This is a genomic window from Actinoplanes sp. NPDC026670 (genome assembly GCF_040638175.1).
In the GTDB taxonomy this organism is placed as follows: Bacteria; Actinomycetota; Actinomycetes; order Mycobacteriales; family Micromonosporaceae; genus Actinoplanes.
In genome coordinates, this window is record NZ_JBEZXU010000022.1 from 23,979 (window position 1) to 44,406 (window position 20,428).

General features: G+C 67.1%; 15 protein-coding genes and 1 pseudogene. 1 reads left to right on the top strand and 15 read right to left on the bottom strand.

Annotated features, from left to right (window positions below; all coding sequences use genetic code 11):
* Positions 1-29: 29 nt before the first annotated feature.
* From AB0E94_RS22395 to AB0E94_RS22420, 6 genes are all read right to left on the bottom strand, one after another.
* The gene (locus AB0E94_RS22395) at positions 30-2,375 is read right to left on the bottom strand and encodes an RICIN domain-containing protein (RefSeq protein WP_360329017.1); all 2,346 of its coding nucleotides are present in this window, start codon (positions 2,373-2,375) and stop codon (positions 30-32) included.
* A gap of 79 nt (positions 2,376-2,454) precedes the next feature.
* Complete coding sequence (locus AB0E94_RS22400; protein ID WP_360329018.1) at positions 2,455-2,844, bottom strand: ATP-binding protein; 390 nt, start codon at positions 2,842-2,844, stop codon at positions 2,455-2,457.
* Positions 2,837-3,166: an STAS domain-containing protein gene (locus tag AB0E94_RS22405; protein WP_360329020.1), complete on the bottom strand. Its 330-nt coding sequence runs from the start codon at positions 3,164-3,166 to the stop codon at positions 2,837-2,839. The genes AB0E94_RS22400 and AB0E94_RS22405 overlap by 8 nt, the downstream gene beginning before the upstream one ends.
* Before the next feature lie 82 nt (positions 3,167-3,248).
* Entirely contained in the window at positions 3,249-4,028 is a 780-nt protein-coding gene (locus AB0E94_RS22410; protein ID WP_360329022.1) for an N-formylglutamate amidohydrolase, read from the bottom strand.
* A 39-nt stretch (positions 4,029-4,067) separates the two neighbouring features.
* Positions 4,068-5,069 carry a glutamine synthetase gene (gene glnII, locus AB0E94_RS22415; RefSeq protein ID WP_360329024.1) on the bottom strand — a complete coding sequence of 334 codons (1,002 nt, stop codon included), beginning with the start codon at positions 5,067-5,069 and terminating at the stop codon, positions 4,068-4,070.
* A 164-nt stretch (positions 5,070-5,233) separates the two neighbouring features.
* Positions 5,234-6,016 carry a LysR family transcriptional regulator gene (locus AB0E94_RS22420; protein WP_360329026.1) on the bottom strand — a complete coding sequence of 261 codons (783 nt, stop codon included), beginning with the start codon at positions 6,014-6,016 and terminating at the stop codon, positions 5,234-5,236.
* Between the two features lie 276 nt (positions 6,017-6,292).
* On the opposite strand from AB0E94_RS22420, the gene AB0E94_RS22425 reads away from it, so the two are divergent.
* Complete coding sequence (locus AB0E94_RS22425) at positions 6,293-7,108, top strand: hypothetical protein (protein ID WP_360329028.1); 816 nt, start codon at positions 6,293-6,295, stop codon at positions 7,106-7,108.
* A gap of 414 nt (positions 7,109-7,522) precedes the next feature.
* Here AB0E94_RS22425 and AB0E94_RS22430 read toward each other — a convergent pair whose 3' ends face one another.
* The 9 genes and pseudogenes from AB0E94_RS22430 to AB0E94_RS22470 form a co-directional block, all read right to left on the bottom strand.
* A complete protein-coding gene (locus tag AB0E94_RS22430; protein ID WP_360329030.1) occupies positions 7,523-8,965 on the bottom strand; it encodes a hypothetical protein in 1,443 nt (480 codons plus the stop codon).
* Positions 8,966-9,324: 359 nt separating this feature from the next.
* Positions 9,325-11,439 carry a LysR family transcriptional regulator gene (locus AB0E94_RS22435; RefSeq protein WP_360329165.1) on the bottom strand — a complete coding sequence of 705 codons (2,115 nt, stop codon included), beginning with the start codon at positions 11,437-11,439 and terminating at the stop codon, positions 9,325-9,327.
* A 144-nt stretch (positions 11,440-11,583) separates the two neighbouring features.
* A pseudogene (locus tag AB0E94_RS22440) lies at positions 11,584-11,991 on the bottom strand (TniQ family protein); the annotation flags it as partial.
* Positions 11,988-13,613, bottom strand: coding sequence for a TniQ family protein (locus AB0E94_RS22445; RefSeq protein WP_360329032.1), 1,626 nt, complete (start codon positions 13,611-13,613; stop codon positions 11,988-11,990). The pseudogene AB0E94_RS22440 and the gene AB0E94_RS22445, both read right to left, overlap by 4 nt.
* A gap of 4 nt (positions 13,614-13,617) precedes the next feature.
* The gene (locus AB0E94_RS22450; protein ID WP_360329033.1) at positions 13,618-14,748 is read right to left on the bottom strand and encodes a TniB family NTP-binding protein; all 1,131 of its coding nucleotides are present in this window, start codon (positions 14,746-14,748) and stop codon (positions 13,618-13,620) included.
* The gene (locus tag AB0E94_RS22455) at positions 14,748-16,805 is read right to left on the bottom strand and encodes a helix-turn-helix domain-containing protein (RefSeq protein ID WP_360329035.1); all 2,058 of its coding nucleotides are present in this window, start codon (positions 16,803-16,805) and stop codon (positions 14,748-14,750) included. The genes AB0E94_RS22450 and AB0E94_RS22455 overlap by 1 nt, the downstream gene beginning before the upstream one ends.
* Positions 16,802-17,614: a TnsA-like heteromeric transposase endonuclease subunit gene (locus AB0E94_RS22460; protein WP_360329037.1), complete on the bottom strand. Its 813-nt coding sequence runs from the start codon at positions 17,612-17,614 to the stop codon at positions 16,802-16,804. The genes AB0E94_RS22455 and AB0E94_RS22460 overlap by 4 nt, the downstream gene beginning before the upstream one ends.
* 644 nt (positions 17,615-18,258) lie before the next feature.
* Positions 18,259-18,678, bottom strand: a complete 420-nt coding sequence (locus tag AB0E94_RS22465; RefSeq protein WP_360329039.1) for a hypothetical protein — start codon at positions 18,676-18,678, stop codon at positions 18,259-18,261.
* A gap of 318 nt (positions 18,679-18,996) precedes the next feature.
* Positions 18,997-19,593 (bottom strand): hypothetical protein, encoded by a 597-nt coding sequence (locus tag AB0E94_RS22470; RefSeq protein WP_360329040.1) that lies wholly within the window; start codon positions 19,591-19,593, stop codon positions 18,997-18,999.
* Positions 19,594-20,428 lie beyond the last annotated feature (835 nt).

Consider the following 20,428-nt stretch of genomic DNA (forward strand, 5'->3'; position numbering starts at 1 on the left):
CGGGGCGGCCGGCCGGTCCGGCAAGCCGTTCAGCGCACGTAGATGTTCGGCTGGGCAGGTGTGGTCATGCCGTCGCCGAGGAAGAAGCTCGGATGGGGTGGCTGGTTGTAGGCGGTGTTCTGCCAGGCGAGCGCGACCCGGTACTGCGAGTCGTGCGCCAGCGTGTGGATTCGGCGGTCGGTGACGGCCGGGGTGCTGTAGATGCGCAGCGCCGACGAGTCGGACAAGCGCCAGACGATCTCCTCGCGCCAGTCGCCCAGCAGGTCGCCGGAGATCGCGGGGGTCTGCTTGGTGCTGTTGTTGGAGGCCACGCCGGAGGCGGTGAGCAGGCGGGTGTCGGCGCTCGTGCCGTATTTGTCGACGCGGGTGGCGTCGACGAGTTCGCGGACCGGGTCGGCGTCCCACCAGGCGAGGAAGTTCGTCGACGACGGCTTGCGGCCGATGCCCGCGCCGGTGGTGCTGGACAGGGTGGACACCGACGAGGACCAGGCCTCGGCGCCGGGGCTGCCGGCGTAGACGTCGCCGGCGACCGCGCGGCCGTTGTCGCAGCCGCACGAGGCGTGGGACCAGATCACGGCGCCGGTCCGGCCGTCCAGCATCGCGTCGGTCGGCTGGGAGGTGGACTCGGACGGGCGGTACACCTCGATGCCGGCGCGGGACGGGAGGAGATCACCGACGTGCAGGGCGTCGCCGTGGCCGAGGCCGCTGCGCCACATCAGGGTGCCGTTGTCGTTGATCGCCGCGGCGCCGTAGATGATCTCGTCCTTGCCGTCGGCGTCGGTGTCGGCGATCGACAGCTGGTGGTTGCCCTGGCCGTAGGCGCCGACGTTGCTGTTGCCCGAGTCGTAGGTCCAGCGGCTGGTCAGGGCGCCGTTGCGGAAGTCCCAGGCGGCGATCACGGCCCGGGTGTAGTAGCCACGGGCCATGATCAGGCTGGGCCGCTGCCCGTCGAGGTAGGCGGTGCCGGCCAGGAACCGGTCGACCCGGTTGCCGTAGCTGTCGCCCCACGACGACACGGTGCCGCGGGCCGGGGTGTAGTTGACCGTGGAGAGGGCGGCGCCGGTCTGGCCACTGAACATGGTCAGGTATTCGGGACCGGACAGGACGTAGCCGGCGGAGTTGCGGTAGTCGGCGCTGGACGACCCGATGGTCACTCCGGTCCCGGAGACCGTGCCGTCGGCGGTCTTCATGGCGACCTCAGCTTTGCCGTCGCCGTCGTAGTCGTACACCTGGAATTGGGTGTAATGGGCGCCTGCGCGGATGTTGCGGCCGAGGTCGATGCGCCAGAGACGCGTGCCCTGGAGGGTGTAGGCGTCGACGTAGACGTTGCCGGTGTAGCCGGACTGCGAGTTGTCCTTGGAGTTCGACGGGTCCCACTTGACGAAGATCTCGTAGTCGCCGTCGCCGTCCGCGTCACCCACCGAGGCGTCGTTGGCCGAGTAGGTGTAGGCGACGCCGTCAGGTGTGGTGCCACCGGCCGGCACCGACAGGCGCACGTCGAGGTAGCCGTTGGCGAAGCTCAGCGACGCGGGCGAGTCACCCTGTTCGGCGCCGCCGACCACGGCCCGGACCGTGTAGGAGGCGCCGGCGGCCGCGCCCGCGTCGAGGTAGTTCGTCGAGTTCGTGATCGGTGACGAGGTCAGCTTGACGCCGGAGCGGTAGACGTTGAAGCCGGTCGACGACGCCTCGGTGCCGAGCAGGCGCCACGACACCAGGTTGGCGCTGCCCGACCGGACGCTGATCACGCCCCGGTCGAGGTCCTCCATCTGGCGGCCACCGGTGGCCGGGGGTGTCGACGGGGTGGCGGTCGGCCCGGAGACGTAGTTGAACGACCACTGCTGGCGGGCGATGTCCGAACAGGTCTCCTGCACGATCGGGTTGTTGCCGGCGGTGGAGCCGTCCTTGTTGCTGATGCACAGACCGGTGGCGACGCTCTTGACCAGGAACTTCCCGGACGCCGCGGTGGAGGCGGCGAAGGTCCAGAGCTGGTTGGTCTTGAGGCCGTCGCCGCAGCCGTACTGCTGGAGCTGAAGCCCGGAGACAGTGCTGGAACCGGGCACGTCGATGCAGCGGCCGCTGTTGCCGTTGGCCAGGTTGAACTGGCCGTTCAGCTGGGCGACGGCCGTCCACTGCTGGTCGGTGGCCGAGCTGTTGCAGGCGACCTGGACGAGCAGCGCCGAGTTGTCGGCGGAGGCGCCTGTCACGTCGATGCACTTGCCGCTGGATCCGGAGGCCAGGGTGTAGACGCCGCCGGCGACGGGGGTGGTCGCCGCGGCGGCCGGCAGCATGGACACCGCCACGATGGCGACCGGCACCGCGACGGCCGGCACGCCGGCGGCGAGCAGCCCACGGCGGGTTCGCGAGGAGAAGGACACGGGGATGTTCCTTTCGCATGGGGATGCGGGGGAAGGGACATCCGGTAGATGCGGCGCCGGCCAGGCGATTACCGAAAATTCATAGATTCAAGCAGATGCGTACGAGCGTCCCGCCGGGCACCGACGTGGTGTACACGGAGTCGCAGACCCGTTCGACGATGGCGAGGCCGCGGCCACGCACCGCTTCGGCGGACGGCATGGTGCGGCCGAACGGACGGTCCGAGCCCTTGTCGACGACGTCGCAGACCAGGCGGCCGTCCTCGGCCCAGACCCGGATGTGGCCGCCGCCGCTGGTGTGCTGGAGCGTGTTCGTGGTGAGCTCGCTGACGGCGAGGGTGAGCACCTCGATGCGGGCCTCCGGCAGGCCGAGGGCGAGCGCACGCTCGGTGACGAAGGCGCGGACCCGGCGCAGATCGTCGGGGACCTCGTAGAACATGCCGTCGACGGCCTCGGCGGAGCGGTCAGACATGACGGCGCTCGTCAGCCGGGGCGCGCAGCAGACTGTCCAGCCCGGTGATCTCGAGGACCGACGCGACCGGGCCGGCCGCGTTGATCACGTAGATGTGGCCACCCGTCTGTTTGGCCGCGTGATGGGCGGTGACCAGGCTGTGCACCCCGCTGGAGTCGAGGAAGGTGAGGCGGGCCAGGTCGACGAAGACCGCCCGGGACCGGTGCACGGCGTCGAGCAGGACGGCGGTCAGGTGCTCGCGCGCGGCGAGGTCGCACTCGCCGGTGAGCGACACGGTGATCCGGCCGCTCGCGGCAGAGGTCCTCGCCTCGAAGTTCGCCATCGATAGCCGTGCCCTTCCCGGCGGCGCCCCGCCTGCCCCGGCCATCATGTCATCCTTGCCACGGAATCGGGGTGATCGCCGGTCACCCCGTGCGGGGGACCGGATCGACCGGCGATACGGCGTCGACCAGCGCGGCCAGTGCCCGGGTGATCCGGTCCAGGCCGTCGGTGGGCGGGCCGCCCGGCTCGGTCATGTACTGGTCGCGGCGGATCTCGATCATCAGCGCCTGGACGGCGGGCTCCCGGCGGTAGTGCCGCAGCGGGACGTAACAACCGGCGAACGGACTGTCCAGGCCGGTGTCACCGAACGCGGCGCGGGCGGCGGCGACCAGTGGCTCCGGTGTGTGGAACGGGTCGGTGCCGAGGCAGACGGGTGGGCGCGGCCCGGCACCGTGCAGTTCGTAGGGCAGGCGCGCGGTCGGGTAGGAGTGCACGTCGAGCACCAGCGCCTGCCCGGTCCCGGCCAGACGTTGGCCGACCAGTGTCGTCATGGCTTCGGCGTACGGCTGGAAGATGGTCTCCAGGAGGACCGCGTCGCGGGCCGGGTCATCGGCGCGCAACCGTCGCCCGGCGTGGCCGTGGGTGTAGACCGGGCCCATGCCGACGGCGAGCATCTCGTCCTCGACGAACCGTTCGGGGTCGACGACCAGGCGCGACAGCCGGTTCACGAAGATCCACGGGCGCAGAACGGCGAGGCTAGCCGCGCCCTCGGCGATCAGATCGGTGTAGGCGTCGGTCAGCTGGTCCAATTCCTCATCGACTATTTCCGGAAAAAGTCCGGATTCGACGATTTGCCGGGAGGAATGCGGAACATGCAGGATCACCGGCGACGCGGAATCGCCCGGAAGAACGTCGAAAGCCACCGCGCGAAGATAACGCGCGGTGGCTTTCCAGAAATCCGATCAGGCCAGCTCGGAGCAGATCGTGTCGATCAGCAGGCGAGTGACCACGTACGGGTCGACGTTGGCGTTCGGGCGACGGTCCTCGAGGTAGCCCTTGCCGTCCTTGGCGACCTGCCACGGGATGCGCACCGACGCGCCACGGTCCGAGACGCCGTAGCTGTACTCGGTCCACGGGGCGGTCTCGTGCAGGCCGGTGAGCCGCTGGTCGATGCCGGCGCCGTAGCCGTCGACGTGCTCCTGGCGCTTCTTGCCGAGCGCCTCGGCGCCCGCGATGATCGCGTCGTAGCCCTCACGCATGGCCTTGGTGGAGAAGTTGGTGTGCGCGCCGGCGCCGTTCCAGTCGCCCTTGACCGGCTTCGGGTCGAGGGTGGCGGAGACGCCGTACTTCTCGGCGATGCGGTAGAGCAGCCAGCGGGCCACCCACAGCTCGTCGGCGACCAGCGGGGCGCCGACCGGGCCGATCTGGAACTCCCACTGGCCGGGCATGACCTCGGCGTTGATGCCGGAGAGGTGCAGGCCCGCGGCGAGCACCGCGTCCATGTGCTCCTCGACGATCTCACGGCCGAAGACCTCGTCGGAGCCGACGCCGCAGTAGTAACCGCCCTGCGGGGCCGGGTAGCCGCCGCCGACCGGGAAGCCGAGCGGGCGGCCGTCCTTGAAGAAGGTGTACTCCTGCTCGATGCCGAAGATCGACTCCTGGTCGGCGTACTTCTCGGCGACCGCGCGGAGCGGGGCGCGGGTGTTGGTCGGGTGCGGGGTGCCGTCGATCAGCTCGACCTCGCACAGCACGATGATGTTGTCGCCGCCGCGGATCGGGTCGGGACAGACGAACACCGGCTGGAGCACGCAGTCGGACTTGTCACCGGGCGCCTGGTTGGTGCTGGAACCGTCGAAGCCCCAGATCCCGGGCTGCTCGCCGGCGGCCAGGATCTTGGTCTTGGAGCGCAGCTTCGCGGTGGGCTGGGTTCCGTCGACCCAGAGGTATTCGGCCTTGACAGCCATGGTTGCGTTTCTCCTCAAACTGGCGTACTCGGGGCGTACTCCGCTAAGCCTGAACAACACTGATAAACAGGTGATAAACCCAGGCCCGGCGCGAGGACGATATCCGCCTCAGATCAACTCCTTGTTTCCGATCCCGCACCGTGGATAGGTGATCCCGGTAACGTTCACCAGTCACGTGCGGCGGCGAGAAGAACGGCACGCACCTCGGCCAGATCCCGGGCGCCGGCCCGGGTGGCCAGATAGAGGGTGTTGATCGGCGGATCCTCGGCCGGCATCAGGTCGACCAGCGCCCCGGTCCGCAGCTCCTCCTCGACCAGATAGCGCGGCAGCACGGTGGCGCCGATCCCGGCGACCGCGGCGGCCCGCAGCGCCCGCAGATCCGGCACCACCAGGACCGCCCGCCGCGGCGGCGCCGTCTTGAGCACGTGCCGCCACCAGCGCCTGACGATCGGCAGGTCCTCGGCGTAGGCGAGAAGCCGGTCCGGCGCCCTCTCGACGCTGCCGACCAGCACGAACTCCTCGTCGCACAGCGGCTCGGCACGCAGCCCGGCCCGGCGCGGCCGGATCGCGCTGACCACCAGGTCGAGCCGCCCCTCGGACAGCTCGGCGAGCAGGTCGTCGGCCAGGCCGAGCCGGACCCGCACGTCGGTCCCGCCGGCGATCACCCCGGCCAGCGCGGGCAGCACCCGGGCGCTCATGAACTCGGCCGGCCCGCCCAGGTGCAGGGTCCGCCCGGCCGACGGCGGCCCGGCCAGCCCGGCGGCCACCGCGGCGAGGGCGTCCATCGGCCCGTCGAGGCGGCGGGCCAGGTCGTCGGCGGCCGCGGTCGGCGTCACCCCGCGCGCGCCCCGCACGAACAACGGCTGCCCGATCCGGGTCTCCAGGCTGCGCAACTGCCCGGTCACGGTGGGCTGGGAGAGGCCGAGCGTCTCGGCGGCCCGGGTCATCGTGCCGCTGCGGTAGTGTAGGTTCCCACTCCCCTTGTCACTCACCGATCAGGTGAGCTGCGCCTTTCCTGAACTTCTCAAGATCACGTCACTCGCTCCTTCTCAAGATCGTGTCATTTTCCTACGCGACCCCTGTTCCTCCGCGAGCAGCCGCCTAGGTGCCCGCACAGGGCCCTCCGAATCTCCGGCGCGAAATGTCGTACGCCCGGCGTAGCCTGACGCGCGACTATGGAGGTTGAAGTGCCACGAAGGGTCACCCCTGCCCAGTACAAGCGCATGGTCAACGACTACAACCGCAAGGTCGCGGCACACAACCGCGAGGTGAAGCGTGCTGTGGACAGGTACAACCGCGAGGTGCGTGCATACAACGCGCGCGTTCGATCCAATCGGCAGCGGCTCAATGCCGAGATCGCACGGCTCAACCGCCAGCGTTCGACGACCCGCTATGTCACGGTGCAGACCTCCACCGTCGCACTGCACACCGCATACTCCCGCATCGACGCGCAGTCCGAGTTGTGGAACGAGCGCGGACAGGAGCTTGCCGATTTCGCGGAAGCCGAGGCGGCCAACAGCGTGCACGTCGCCAACGTTCTATTGGACGAGGTTGCCGCCGATGAAGAAGAGGCCGAGGGAACCTCGCTGACCGATGAGCTGTCTGTTCTGTCAACGGATCTCGACAGTCGGTGGAGGGGCGCGCTGTTCGCGATCAATCCGCGCAACCCCGACGCCGCGCGGCACTTCTGTACCAGCGCTCGCGAAGTCATCGTGGAGCTGATCAACATGAAGGCTCCCGATGCCGTCGTACTCCTTGCCAAGCCGAACTGTGAGCGAGGTCCTGACGGCCGTGCGGTCGCACGGCGCGAAAAGATCGGGTACTTGCTCGACCAGAACGGTGCTGGCTACGAGTCTCTGGGTGACTTCATGGAGACAGACGTCAACGACGTCATGAACCTGTTCTCCCAGTTCAACAGGGGAACGCACGGCACCGCAGGCCGCTTCGACGTTCCGGCTCTTCGGGCGATCAAGCACCGTGTCGAGGCCTCGATCCGGTTCCTGTCCACGCTGGTTCAGGGAGTTCCGCCGTTGGGTTAGTCGCTGTCGCTCGGCTCCGCGAAGCGTCCCAACTCGTGAGGAAGTGGCTGCTGCCGAGTTGGGCTCGGCCGGGCAGTGACCGCTCCTTCTCGGTTGGTGGGTTCGCCGCCACGCGTCACGCGGGTACACGTGGCGGTGCCGAGGCTGAAGGTGCATTGCCAGGAGTTGCAGGTCTCGATGGTGATGGCGCTGGCTTTCAGCCAGGGGTGCGCAAGCAGATCGCGCAGGTGGCTCCGCGCTTCGGTGATTACGCGAATCGAGCCGGCCGGGACCGCGTCGGGGTCGATTCACGACCACCCCGGGGCCGACGGGGTTCGCCACGCCGAGGCCGTTACCCGCCCCGTCGGGGGCGGGTAACGGCATACCGTTGGATTCGGCCCCGGCTGGGTGCCGCCCGATCCGATCCGGTTCGAGTTATGGGACGTCGGTGCGCTCGACGTCTAGTCCGGCGTTGTCCCGGGCGGTACGGCAGTCAATCGTGGCAGGCACCGGGTGCGTTACGACACCGCGGGTTGCCACGGTCATCGTGTCGCATTCGGGGTACAGATGGCCCTTTCCGGCCCGATTGAGCTTGGTTCCGCCGCTGATGATGAACTCGGCCAGGTCGCCGGTCTGCGCGGTCTTCGTCACCAGCTTGTCATCGACGTAGACCGCGAGACGCGGGATGGTCGACCAGGATGTCACGATCTGATAGGAGCCGTCGCAGCCGATCCGCACGTGCAGCGTGGACCAGATGTAGGGCGCGTCGTGGCCCAGCGCGGCATACGACAGACCACGTTCCTTCGAGGCAATGCGGGCGGCAACCCGGAAAGAGATGACGACGCCGTCTCCGGCTACCGTGTCCCGGACCTGATCGAGCTTCGACGAGTAGTACTCACTGCCGTGGTATTCGGCCTTCTCGTACGACAGCCTAGTCTTGCCTCCCCGCCTGAAGATCGTCGGCGTGAATCCGGGCGAGATACCGTTGTCGAGGTGGTGCGGGATGGTGTTCCTGACACGCCCGCTGGCGCAGTAGAGCGTGTAGGCCGGCAGGTGTGTGTAGCCGCGGTACTCCTTGTCCTTCTTGAACTTGCGCCAGCGGTCATCGTCGAGCCGGTCCGGGGGTGTGGGGTTCGTTGATCCAACAAGGACCCCACACGCTGCCAGCCGGTCTGCCGCAGGATTGCGATTGCCCACGGTCGTTGATGGAGTCAGCGGAATCCTCGCCATGGCTTTCACGCAGGCGGTCATTGGGACCTGAAGGAATCGGACGAGTTTGATGTCCGGGGTTACCACCTGCGTCGGGGCAGGAGTGGAACTGGAGGTGGTCGAAGGCGTAGGGGGCGGGGTACCGGTGGACGGTGATGGGCTGGTCACCGGTGGTGTCGTGCCGCCGGGCGATCCGGGTGTATCGGGTGCGGTGGTGGTCCTGCTGGGTGAGAGTGTGACGCATGCCGGGTCTGCAGCGCCGCCAGCGACGGTCGCTGTAAATCGGAAGGTGACGTCGGTGCCGTACTTCTGGCGGGCGCGCAGGGTCACGTCTCCGCCCGTCGCGCCTTGGGTCCACTTGCCGGAGAAAGGCCGGGCCGTGAAGGGGCCGCCGCGGTACTCCCCGAGTTTGGTGAGCATGACGGGGTCAAGATAGAGGATGGTCTGCCATCCGCCGGTGGTGTCCTTGGCCCTGATGTCGGCGCTGCCTTCGATGCGGAGTGTGGCCCGGGCAGGGACGTAGACGGTCCAGGTCGCTTCCGATGTCGGCGTCGTGAATGCTGCGCTGGCTACCGTGTCGGGGCAGAGCCTGTCCGGTCCGGCGGTCAGCGGCGCCGCGACAGCGACGCCGCTGCCCAGCAGGGGGATCACACCGAGCAGTGCCGCCAAGAGACGCCTGCGCGGGCGGCGTCCTTCCGGCGACGGTGGGCACGCGCCGGATCTGGGTGGGAACATACAAATACCACCTTCAATGCCTTTTTGCGAATGATCTGTCCACTATGCGGAGTGTGGAGGTGTTGGCGCGTCCGCGTTCCCGGCGGTCTGGCGTGCCCGGTATGACAGACCGGGGTTCCGATCGAGGGCTCCGGGGTGGCCGGCGGGCCGGAGCCTGCAGTACAAACCGGGTACCCCTGCAGTGGCTGGCATATGACCCATTCGTGGCCACGGCACAGCTCTCACCTGCTCGCCCAGGCTCCTGCGCCTGCTCATGGACGGCAGGAGGTCGATAGCGGCGTCCGGTGGGATCGTCAGGTGGTGGTCCGTCGTTCGAGCTGAGCGAGTAGCCGGATGCCGGCGGCGGTCAGGGACATGGGTAGTCCTCTTCGGGCACGGTCGATTAGTTTGGCGTCGAGGGCGAGTTCGAGCTGGGTGATCTGTGTGCTGAGGCGGCCCAACGTGATGCCCAGGTCGGCGGCTGCTTCCCGCAGTGTGTCGTGGCGCGCAACCTGCTGGAACCGGCTCAGCCACGTTCGGCCCTGCTCGTCACTGGATTGCAGCAGCCGGGACCGCTCAAGGAGGTCGACGCTCAGCGCCTCATCGGCTGCGGATGCGCCTGACCAGCCACCGGTCGGTTCCTCCAGCAACGCGAGGACGGCTGGCTGGTTCAGGTCGTCGACCAACTGCTGGCCCTGGGAGGTGAGGGTCATCGGGCGGCCGCCGCGGCCACGACGGAGAAGCCGATGCCCGATAGCCATTTCGAGGCTTCGTATCTGCTTGCCGAGTGCGCCGTTGTTGCACTTGAAGGCGTGCGCGGCGGCGGTGAGGCTTGGATAGGCCACGCAGCGCCGGAAACGTCGCAGCCAGGACAACGATTGGGGATTCCCTTGAATAATCTGCCGCATATATTTTGGTAGCTTGCGGGCATCACCACGAGCGAACGGCAACGGTTTTCGCACGTCGAATCCTGCGGTTTTCCCATGAGTAATGATGAGATATCGGGGGATTCCAGTCTCAACACTCATGGTCGCCAAGTCTTTCCCAAGAAGAACGTACTCTCGTTCGAAGAAGTCTCTGCTTAGAAGACTTGCTCCTCGCTCCTGGGAGGATTGGAACGATCGGTTGCGTGCGTTCGACGAACCCGGCCGGAAGAGCGATAGCGCGTAACGAACATGCTCTTCATTGATTCCGAAGTCGCCGGCCACCTGGGATACCGATCGCCGGCGCGCCTGTACTGCGCGGGCAACCTGGGAAAGGTCGATGTCAGCCAGCTCCCCGGCCAGGTTGAGCCCTGTGATGCAGTCCATTGGCGGCGACCAGATCAGGGGTTCGATGATCATCTCGGCGGCGAGTTTGGCTTCGGCGTATTCTGTCAGCGCCTTTTTCATCGCCGCGGAGATGCGTGGCTCGAACTCCCAGTTATAGGAGCGCTTGTCTCGGAAAGTCGTGAAGGCCAGCGGATGGCTCGGGTCTCTCAGATCTGCACCGGTGAGGAGCCGGTACACGAACCGCTGGGCATTGTGGTACCTCCGTTCACGGCCAGGATCTTCATCGATCTCAGAGCATATAGAGCGCCAATCCTCTGAGCACATCGCGACGTTTGCGAAGGTCGAACGTCGCCGCTCGTAGTCAATAGGGCTGCCGTGAGCGTCGAGGTACCGCGCCAGTTCCCATACTGCACGCAGGGTGTCCGGGTGGGATTTTGCGAGGTCCTCTAATGGGCGGGATCCCCGGTATCCCCAGTTGAAGAAGTCGTGCGTTTCCGTCGAGTTGAGGTCAGCATTCCCGGGCACGAGAAGCATCGATGGGATGAGCGAGCCGATTACATCGGCGTCGATGCCTTTCCTTGGCTGGAATCTTGCGAGCCAGTCCTGCCATAGGAACTGCGGCAGGCACTTCATTCTGGACCGCGCTCTGGCGGTGCTGGCGGCGTCCGGGATGGCCGGGTTGTCGGTACACGTTCCGAACCGGACGCGGTCGACGAACCGTAGCTTGCTGTCGCATGCGGTTAGGAACTGACGGGTTCGCTGGTGGCTGACCGCCGGAAACCCGTTGTTGGATGTCAGGTACAGCCGCCAGCGGCCGATGATGTTGCCGGCGCCGACCAGCGGCGCGAGACAGCGGAGGGTGTCGTCGTCTGTCGTGCAGGTGAGCAGTTCGACGGTGCGGGCTGCTGCGTCGGCGACCAGTCCCACCTCGACGGCGATGCCGCGGAGTTGTTTCCCGCGTTCCCGGACGGCTCTCAGCTTGTCGTCGGCGAGGGTGAGGAGATAGGGCGCCTTCACATGACGGTGGAAGGACTTGGCGAGGGTGTGGAGGTCTGTCAAGTCCGTGGAGTCCATCGGGTTCTCACTGTCGAGTCGTGCGTCGACCCAGCGCTGGGCCAGCAGGCGGGGGTCCTCCTGATCGAGGCGGGCTGCCGGCATGCTGCGGAGGTCATACCGGCAGGCGCGGGCTCGCGGGGTGGTCGAGGAACCGCAAAGGTGCGGGGCGAGCAGTCCGGTCCTGCGGGACCAGCTACGTCGTGGCGCTTGATCGCACTCCGGGCAGGTGCCGGCAAGGAGACGCCGATGGGGCAGACAGGCGAATGTGTACGGTAGCTGCCACCGTATCGGCCATGGGTGATCGTCCTGGTCTTGGAGGCAGTCCGGGCAGTAGCGGCTGCCTCGTATGGATGGCCACCCGAGGTGGGCGTACCGGGAGAGGACTGCGTTGTCGAGCTCTCCGGCCGGAAGTCCTGTCTGTTCTTCGATCTGCCGCAGCAGCCTGGGGTCAGGGGCATCCACCCACAGATGGTTGGCGACTCGGCGTTGCAGGCCGCGGATCCCCATTTCACCGGTGAGCTGCATCGCAGTTGTACCGTTGCGGTGGGCGAGTCGGATCAGGAATGAGTCGAGGGCCTCGCCGGGGGCGAGCGGTACTCGTATCGGGAGTGTTCTTCGTTCGCCGGTCCAGGGGCCCACCGGACGCCCGCTCATGCGTTCTCGTTGCCGGGCAGGCGTCCGACTTCCTCGAACGGCGGGGACCAGGTCAGGGGTTCCCGGATTCCCGCAGCCTGGAGCAGGTCTGCGGCGAAGGCACGGAGCTGATGCTGGTCGGACCGGTCCAAGTTCTGTTCGAAGGTCACGTACTCGGCGCTGTCCTGCGACGTCCGAAAAGACACTGCATGGTTGGGGCTGCCCAGGTTAGCGCCGGTGAGCAGGGCGAAGATGTAACGGCGGGTATGTAGCTGGCGCGTCTCGCGGCCGAGGTCGTCGTCGGGGGCCCGCCCGAGTTCGGGTGGCTCTGTCACATCGGTGAAGGTGTGTCGTCTGCGCTGGTAGTCGATGGGGCTGCCGACGGTGTCGAGATAGTCGGCGATGGCGCAGATCGTATGCAGGGCTCCGGGATTCTCGCTGGCCAACCTGTGTAGCACCTGTGCTGTCGTTTTCGTCCAGGCTCGTAGTTGTGTTGCGGCCCGCAGATCTCCGCAGGCGCTGCCGGGGATCAGTATGGCGGGTGCCACGTGGGCGGCGATGGCCAGCGGACCGGGGCCCGTCGGGGCTGCCAGGTGATGGCTCCAGTCCGGCCACAGCTTCTCGGGGACGTGCCGGATGCGTTGCAGCGCCAGGTCGTTCGTCGTGGGATCGGCAAGGTGCGGGGTCAGGGTGCAGGTGCGATGCCGAAGGCGCTCAACGGTGGGGAGGTCACGATCGGCGGCGACCAGGGCTCGGGCCCGGAGGTCGGGTGTCAGCGCCGCCAGCCGGTGAAGGTAGCCGTTGGTGAATGGCCCCTGCGGCTTGAGCAGCAGGGGCGTCGGCTGGCTTGCCCCGGCGCGGCCACCGTCGAGGATCGGCAGTATCTCCGCGGTCAGAGCGGCGGCCGTCGCGGCGGGCACGCGCGTGATGTTCTGGCGACCCCGCAGCGAACGGCTTCGAAGTATCGCGGCTGCCACGGCTGGGGTGCCGCGTGCCGGTTCGCCGTGCAGCCACGCGACGAGTACGTGCAGGTTGCGTAGGTCGGCGATGGCATCGTCGCCGCCGAGGCGTTGCAGTCGTTCGGCTATCCAGTCCTGGGCTGCCAGCCGGGGATCGTCAGGCGCCAGTGCTCGGGGTGGGCGGCGGCTCAGGTCGGTTCCGCAGATGTCGTTGCGGTTGGCGGTCGGGGTGGTGCAGATGTTGCCGGTGTTGAGGCCGGCGTGGTGTGTCCAGCTCAGCCGGGGAGGTTTCCCGCAGGCTGGGCAGCTGTCGCGGAGCAGGACCCGGTGGTTGTGGCAGGTGAACAGGTACGGCAGCCGCCAGTGGTTCGGCCAGGGCATGCCGGGCGTTCGCAGGCAGACGGCGCAGAACCGGAAGGCGGGGAGAATGGGCCAGCCGGTGGGCTGGTAGAAGGTCGCTACGGTGGTGTCGAGGGTGCCGGGTGCGAGGCCTGCCTGGTTCTCGACGCGGCGGAGGCTCTCGGCGGGGATGTCACGGCGTGGGCTACGCCGTCCGCGCTGGGTCAGGCCGAGGACGTTCGCGAGTTGGAGTGCGGAGATCCGGTTGCGGGTGGCCAGCCGGATCAGCCAGGACTCCAGCGCCTCGCCGGATGCGACCGGTAGCCGGATCGGTAGTGTCCGCACGTCGTCACGCTTCAAGTAGAGCCGCCGGTGCCTTCTTGGCCCGTGCGGCCGGCCGACGGATCGGTGTGGTGGTCAGTGTGCCGGCGGCGAAGGCGGCCTGCAGGTCGCCTTGCGAGCGCTCCGCACCGCTGTCGGCGTCGCATTGGTCGAGCAGTCCGGGGTCGAGCCGCTCGTGCCGGGTGTTGATCGCCTTCAGGCAGCCCCGGGTGATCAGATACATCAGCGACCCGATGTAGCCGGTGCTGCGGGCGAACAGGTAGTCGCTCATCTCCGTCAGCATGCCGGGGGTGGCGTTGATGAGGACGAGCTTCTCCTCGACCTGGTTCAGCAGGCTTTTCCACGCTTGCCGGCCCTGGTTGTTGGCGATCTGGAACGGCGGCAGCTCCAGGCGGGTCCAGCGCCGCGATGTCTGCGCCAGGATCGCCTCGTCGCCGGCGAGGCCTTCGTCGAACATCCTGCGTTCGGCGAGCCCGATCCCGGTGAAGATGAAGGTCATGGACATCTCGTTAGCCATCCATTTGAGATAGTTCGACACTTCGATGCCGTTCTTGCGTTTCAGGTTGAGGAAGTGGATGTCGTCGATGATTCCTAGTTGTGTCTCGCAGGACAGGACGCAGTCGATGGCGAAGTCGCCCAGTCTGGCCGCGCTGGCGCCCTTCTCACCGGGATGGCCGTAGAACTGGCAGATCCGTGCGTTCAGGGCACGCTGGGTCATGGCGGCGTCGAGACCGACTCGCAGGACCGACAGTCGTTGGTGTCCCTCGGCGGTCGTCTCGCCGTGACGGCGCCGCTGGCGGCGTTCGAAGTCGCGGGCGAACGTGTTCGCCACCGTGGTCTTGCCGAGCTGCGCCAGGGAGTCGATCACCGCGGCGCCGCGGACTCTGGCCGGGTCCTGCCGGTTGCCGTCCACGATCAGTTCCAGGCTGTCCCAGACCTTCTTCACCTGCGGGGTCTTGATGAACGGCAGGTTGGCGTGCCAGTCCTTGCGCAGCTCGTTGTAGTCGTCGCGGGCGTCCTCGCCGAGGCTGCGGTACTGCTCGGCGGTGAGGGTCTCCGGCTTCTCGCGTTTCGGGTCATCGACGAAGCGCCGCCAGCCCTCCTTGCGGGACATGTTGTAGATCCTCAAGGCAGCCATCAGTCCAACTCCTCATACTCGTCGTAGGTGAACGGGTCCTCGTCGTCGTCACCGACGGCGGCGCCGTCGGCATCGGTCAGGTCTGCCGGAGCGGTGACGGTGTACTCGCCGTCGATGACCCCGCTGCCGGCGTCATCGCCGGTTTCCGTCTCGAAGTCAGGGACGGCGAGGGCCTTGTTCTCCACCGACTGGCGGATGGCCAGCTGGCGTTCACGGCGGCCAATAACGGCACCCTGCCCAAATCGGTTCAGCAGATTCTTCAGCGCTGCTCGCGGGCTGATGTTCTCGTTCAGGGCGACAGCCAGTCGTCGGCCGTAGGCGGCCGTGTCCGCGCACAGCGGGGTGTCGATGAGGGGCAGGTGTTCCCATTCGAGACGGTGCCAGGTGTCGTGCTTGCTGTCGTACATGTAGGCGTAGCGGATGTCATCCGGGTTGATGCTCACCGGCCACCGGCCGGTGAGCGCCCCGGTGTACGGGCTGCGTTCCTTGTGTTTGCCGCTGAGGAACGGCCCGTTGTATCTCATCGTGTCGATCTCGATGCCGTAGTGCTGGATGGTCCGGCTGACGACCGGGAGGAAGTCCAGGGCGAGATGTGGGGTCGCCGGGAAGCCGGCCAGTCCCGCCCGGGCGATTCCCGCGCCCCACATCTCGGCCGGCGAGAGCTTCTGCCGCGGCCACTCGGGGATGACCAGTCCGCTGTGTTTGCGGGTGTGGTAGCAGCAGGCTATCCACTGGCGGATGATGGCTTCCAGCTCGTGGATGAAGTAGAAGGCCTGCCGTTCGACCTTCTCGCCCCGTGAGTAGATGTCGGGACCTTTGTATCCGGGCAGGTTCTGTATCAGCCCTTCCCGCAGGGTCTTGAAGAATCGTTCGACGGTGGGCTTGTCCGTCGGCTTTCGTGGTTGTGCGGGCTGGATGGAGATGCCCATCTTGGTGCAGACACTGATGACGTGGGCTGACAGGAACGCCTTCCCGTGGTCGATCACGATCGTCTCGGGAGCGCAGACGGGGCCGGTGGTGCGCGGCATCTCGGTGAAGACCAGTTGAGAGGGGACGCCGTGATAGGGCCAGATGCCTTCCTCCGGCCAGTCGGGTGGGGCCTCCCGGCCGGCGATCATCTCGTACATCACCGAGGCGACGTCCGCCGCGCGGGTCGCGATCGGGGTCAGGCGCATCCCGACGACGCATCTGCTGTACAGGTCCAGTGCGACGGTCAGGACCACCTTCACCCAGCGGTGGGTGACCGGTTCCATGGCATAGACGTCCAGGTCCTGCGCGTCCATGATCACGTACTCGCCGGGGCGGACCGCCCTCAGCCGGCCGTACGGGCCGTCGGGGCGGTTATCTATCTCGCGTCGGCTCTTCGCACTGCCGTTGAGGGTGTTGGTGCCCTTCTCCAGTTCGGCCAGCCTGCGGTAGGCCGTGGCCTGTGACGGCCACTGCACCTCGTCGGCTTTGCCGTTACGTTCGATCTCGCGTTCGATCTCGAGGATCAGTCCCGCCGCGGTCATGGTCGATTTCGATACGAGACTGCGGATCACCTGGCGTGCGGTCTCGTCCCACAGCGGGTCCACCCGTGATGATGTTCCCGGGGGCTTGTCGATCAGGCCTGCCTCGCCCTGGGCCCGGTAGTCCGCGACGTAGCGGCGGATGGTCCGATCGGAGCAGCCGAGTTCCGCGGCCTTGTTCCGGTACCGTTCGCTCGCTGAGAGGGCACTGGTGTAGCGCGGGTCCGGTTCGCCGGGTCCGGCCCGGTCGGGGTCGCCGCTGCGGTAGCCGCTGATCACCTGGCGGACATGCGCGACCCGTTCGGTGTGCCGGCGGCGCTGGTCGGCGGTCATCTGCGCGAACAGGATCCCGAGAGGCGACTCACTGGTGCCGGTAGGGGTGGCGGCCCAGGCGGACTTCAGCAGCTGAGTCACCGACACCTGCGAGATCGCTCCGGACCTGAGGTTACGCAGGACCACCGTCATGCGGTCGAACTCGAGGACTTCGACGAGGTCACCGTCATACAGCAGTTGCAGGCCCGGTTCGAGGAGGACGACCTTGTCGTTCATCGCCGGATCGCGGCGGCCGGCGGGACGGGACGTGGTGCGATGGGTGTGGTGGCCTGCAGGGGCAGGTCGAGTGGCGCCCGGAGCTGGCGGGTCCACAGCAGGTGCATCACGACCGGCCGGACGAAGTCGCGGCACCGCTGTTTGATGACCGCCGAATCGTAGGCATCAACGTCCGGATCCGCGCTGGTCAGCTCTGTACATAGTTGTGCGGTGAGTGCTGCCTCGAGCTCGCCGAGGGTGCGATGCTTGTCGGCGAGTTCCATCGCTGCCGGCAGCAGGCTCGTCTGAATGACGGCGCGGCGCCGGTACCCGGCCAGCCACCGCACGTTGGCGAGCAGCCCCGCGTCGGCTCCGGTCCAGACCTCGAACAGCCAACCGCGGCTCGCCACGACCTGTTCGGTCCAGGCGAAGACCGCCGCTACCGTCGGGTCGGCCAGCCGCCGTGCCGGTTTGACGTCCACCACCGTCACCACTCCGCTGGCGGAGACGAGCAGCAGATCCGGGATGTGACGGCGTTCCACCGTCCCGTCCTGCCCGGTGAGCTGGAACGGCTGGGCAACGATCGAGGTGACGGTGTCCTCGAAGTCGGCGAGCATGATCCGGTTCTTCTCCAGCAGACTCTCGTAGACGACCTGGTCCTGCATGGTCGAGGACCAGTACCAGCCCGAGTAGTGTTTGCGGCCCTGATAGGCACGGAACTCACGCACCGGCCGGCTGGTGACGAGTTCGTCGACGCGGACCCGGTCCAGTCGTGTCGTGACACGAGTTCCATCCGCCTGCCGGTAGTCGAGTTTGACCGCTTCGGACATAGCTGATTCCTTTCTGTTCGGTTGCTCGACGGCATGTCGCCGCCATCCCGCGCGGTGGGCCTGGCCGCATCTGACGGCATCGACGTGACATCGAATGGCGCGCCCGGGAAACGAGAACGGTCCGCTACCAGAGCGGGTGTGTGACGGGCCGGCGTAGGCGTGGTTCATAGCGGCGCCGAGCGCTGGCGGCTCGGTGTTTTGGAGGTTTACGTCAGGCCCGGCCGCGAAGACTCGGCAAAGGAGTCTTCGGGTCGGTTCGTTTCAGCGCTGTCGGTGGACGGCTCCTACACCGCGGGAGCAAGGAGGTGGTGACAGCCGCTGCACCTTCCCGCCCGCCGATCCAGCGGTACCGGCAACGCCTACTGCGATGACGACGGCCGGGAACCTGCCGATGGAGCCCGATAGCCACGGTCGGCCGTCGGGCCGGCCGGCAGGCAGTCCCGCTGCCGCCAGCGACCGCTGGCGTATACCCCTCGGCACGGCAAACGTGTACGGCCCGTTCCCGGGCGACGACCGGAATCCGTCAGCCGGGGCTTCTCGGAAGGTACTCGATCAGGGCCTCAGACGGATTCCGCCGGCACCCGGCCGGCTCACTGCCGCCGACGCCCGCGATTCAGGTTCGGATGCGGGTTCGGGGTTTACGGTCATCGATCGCGATCTTGGGCAGGAATGCCGTAGCCCCTGATGGTGATGGCACGGAACCTCCGTTCGACGGCGGACTTATCCGTGGGCCCGCAGGAGCGGGCGGGGGCCATGACGATACCCAGTGCGGTGCTGGCAGCGAGTCCTCGCGCGCCGTGGTACGTCGTGGCGGGCAGGGGCTCACCGCCCTGCCCGCCTTCCACCTGAAAGCCCACCTTGTTCTCAGGGGTGGCAACGGCGCCACCGGATTCGTTGCCAGGGCGGGCTGACGCCGGAAGATCCGGCGGCGGCGCTGATGGCAGCGGCCCGATCGTGACCTGATGCGGCTCCGCCGTGGTTTGCGGAATCGATTCAGCCACCACCTGCTCGCTGTTCTGGATCTGATGCGTTCCCGGTGTGCGGTCGTTGTTCAGGTCGGTCATGGAAAGCCACCGTTCTGTAGGTTTCGGCGGATACGACGCGACACACTCGTCATGGGTTGTCACGGTGGCCGGACCACAGCCACCGCACCGGCCCTCGGTATACGTGCACCGGCCGGCGGTGTCATAGGTGCGCTGTCCACACCTCTCGTGGTCGCCGGCCCGACGACACGAGGTGATACAGCAGCCCCATCCGGCAGCCGGTGCGGCGGCGCCGGGGCGTCGATGGCTGTGTCCGCGGCGGCCGGGATGGCCGCCGGTAGGGCTGTCGCCGCCTGGCCAGGCGGCGACAGCCGCATGAGTCCGTCACAGCTCGGAGGGTCAGGCGTGGTAGAGCAGGATCCTGGAGCCGGTGAGTGCCGGAATCCGACTCCGGGGGACGGTCTTGGTCACCAGACTCCGGTCGAGGCCGGCCCCAACACAGACCACAGCGCCGAAACCACTGCCCACCAGTGCGTGCAGCATCGCGCCCGTCGCGGCCCGGTCCTGCAACGAGAGGTGATGCACGCCGTCAAGGATCAGCATGAAGGGCCCCAGATCGACAAGTCGATCGAGGAGGATCGCGGGTTCGACCTGTTCTGCGGCACTTCTCCCTGCGCCGCCCGGCCCGGACTGATCGCCGGTAACCCGACCGTCGCTTGCCTTGTTCAGCTGGGCGGCGATCGCCGATACCACCTGCGTGAACGTTGCCTCCGGGGGTACCAGCGCCTTGATCACCGGCCGGCGGCCACCGCGTCCGTCCACCGCGAAGCGTTCGGCAAGGCGAGCGACCCGCATCGCGGCGCCTTTTCCGGAAAATCCGTTGAGGAGAGCCTCCACGTATGCCCGGTGTCGCATGAAGTGTTCCAGAACCGTCCAGGGCAGGTTGGGGTTCGCGACCGGCCAGGCAATGAGAATCCTGTTCCGCGCACGGGTCATGATCTTCCTCGATTCAATGTCTTCCCATGGGCAGCAGCCGCCGAGCTCAGATACGGCCGGTGAAACGGCGTGCCCCACTGGTGGACCGAGGACGTACGAGTGCCGGCACCCGCTCTGGCGTGTACCGCGCGAGCACGGAACCGGATGTCTCAGAGACATCGGGCCCGGCCACAGCGAACACATCCAGAGAAGAACGGCAAAGCGCCCTCCGCCCTGGTTAACCTCACCGCCGACGCGATGAGGGCCTTGACTGTCTTCCTGCGCCGTCACCAGGAGTTCCCGGAGACCGGACTTCCAGCCGGGCAGGAAGGATGCCCACGAGTGAGCACCCCGGGTTCGTCACACTGTCGATGATGGCGAACAGGTCAGCCCTCGTTCCCGAGCCTCGAGTCTCGAGCGAGGACACCGTCAGTGCCGTCGTCCCGGCGGCCGCCGGGACGGCTGGCACGAACCTGACTTAGTCCGAATCAGGTATTCGCCACATGCCGTGCATTTGGTGCGCTTCATTTCGCTTTCATCGACACCGGAAACGTAACACCGGACACATTCGGCATGAATACGTTTTCACTCTAAAGAGTGAATGCTCTTGCATTATAGATCCATACATGATTGACCATCAGGCTGATTCGCAAGCATCAGTTGTTGGATCCGCTCCGCAACGGTCTCCGAATGCGCTTCGAAGACACGACTACAAACACCGAACACCGCACCGAAACCCGGGCCTCCACCTCCACGTCCCAAAACAGAACTGCCACCGGGGCATGAGCCCGCCGTACGGTGTTGCACACACAACACCGGCAAACACCGCCCCACAGGGCCCGAACGATGGCCTGCG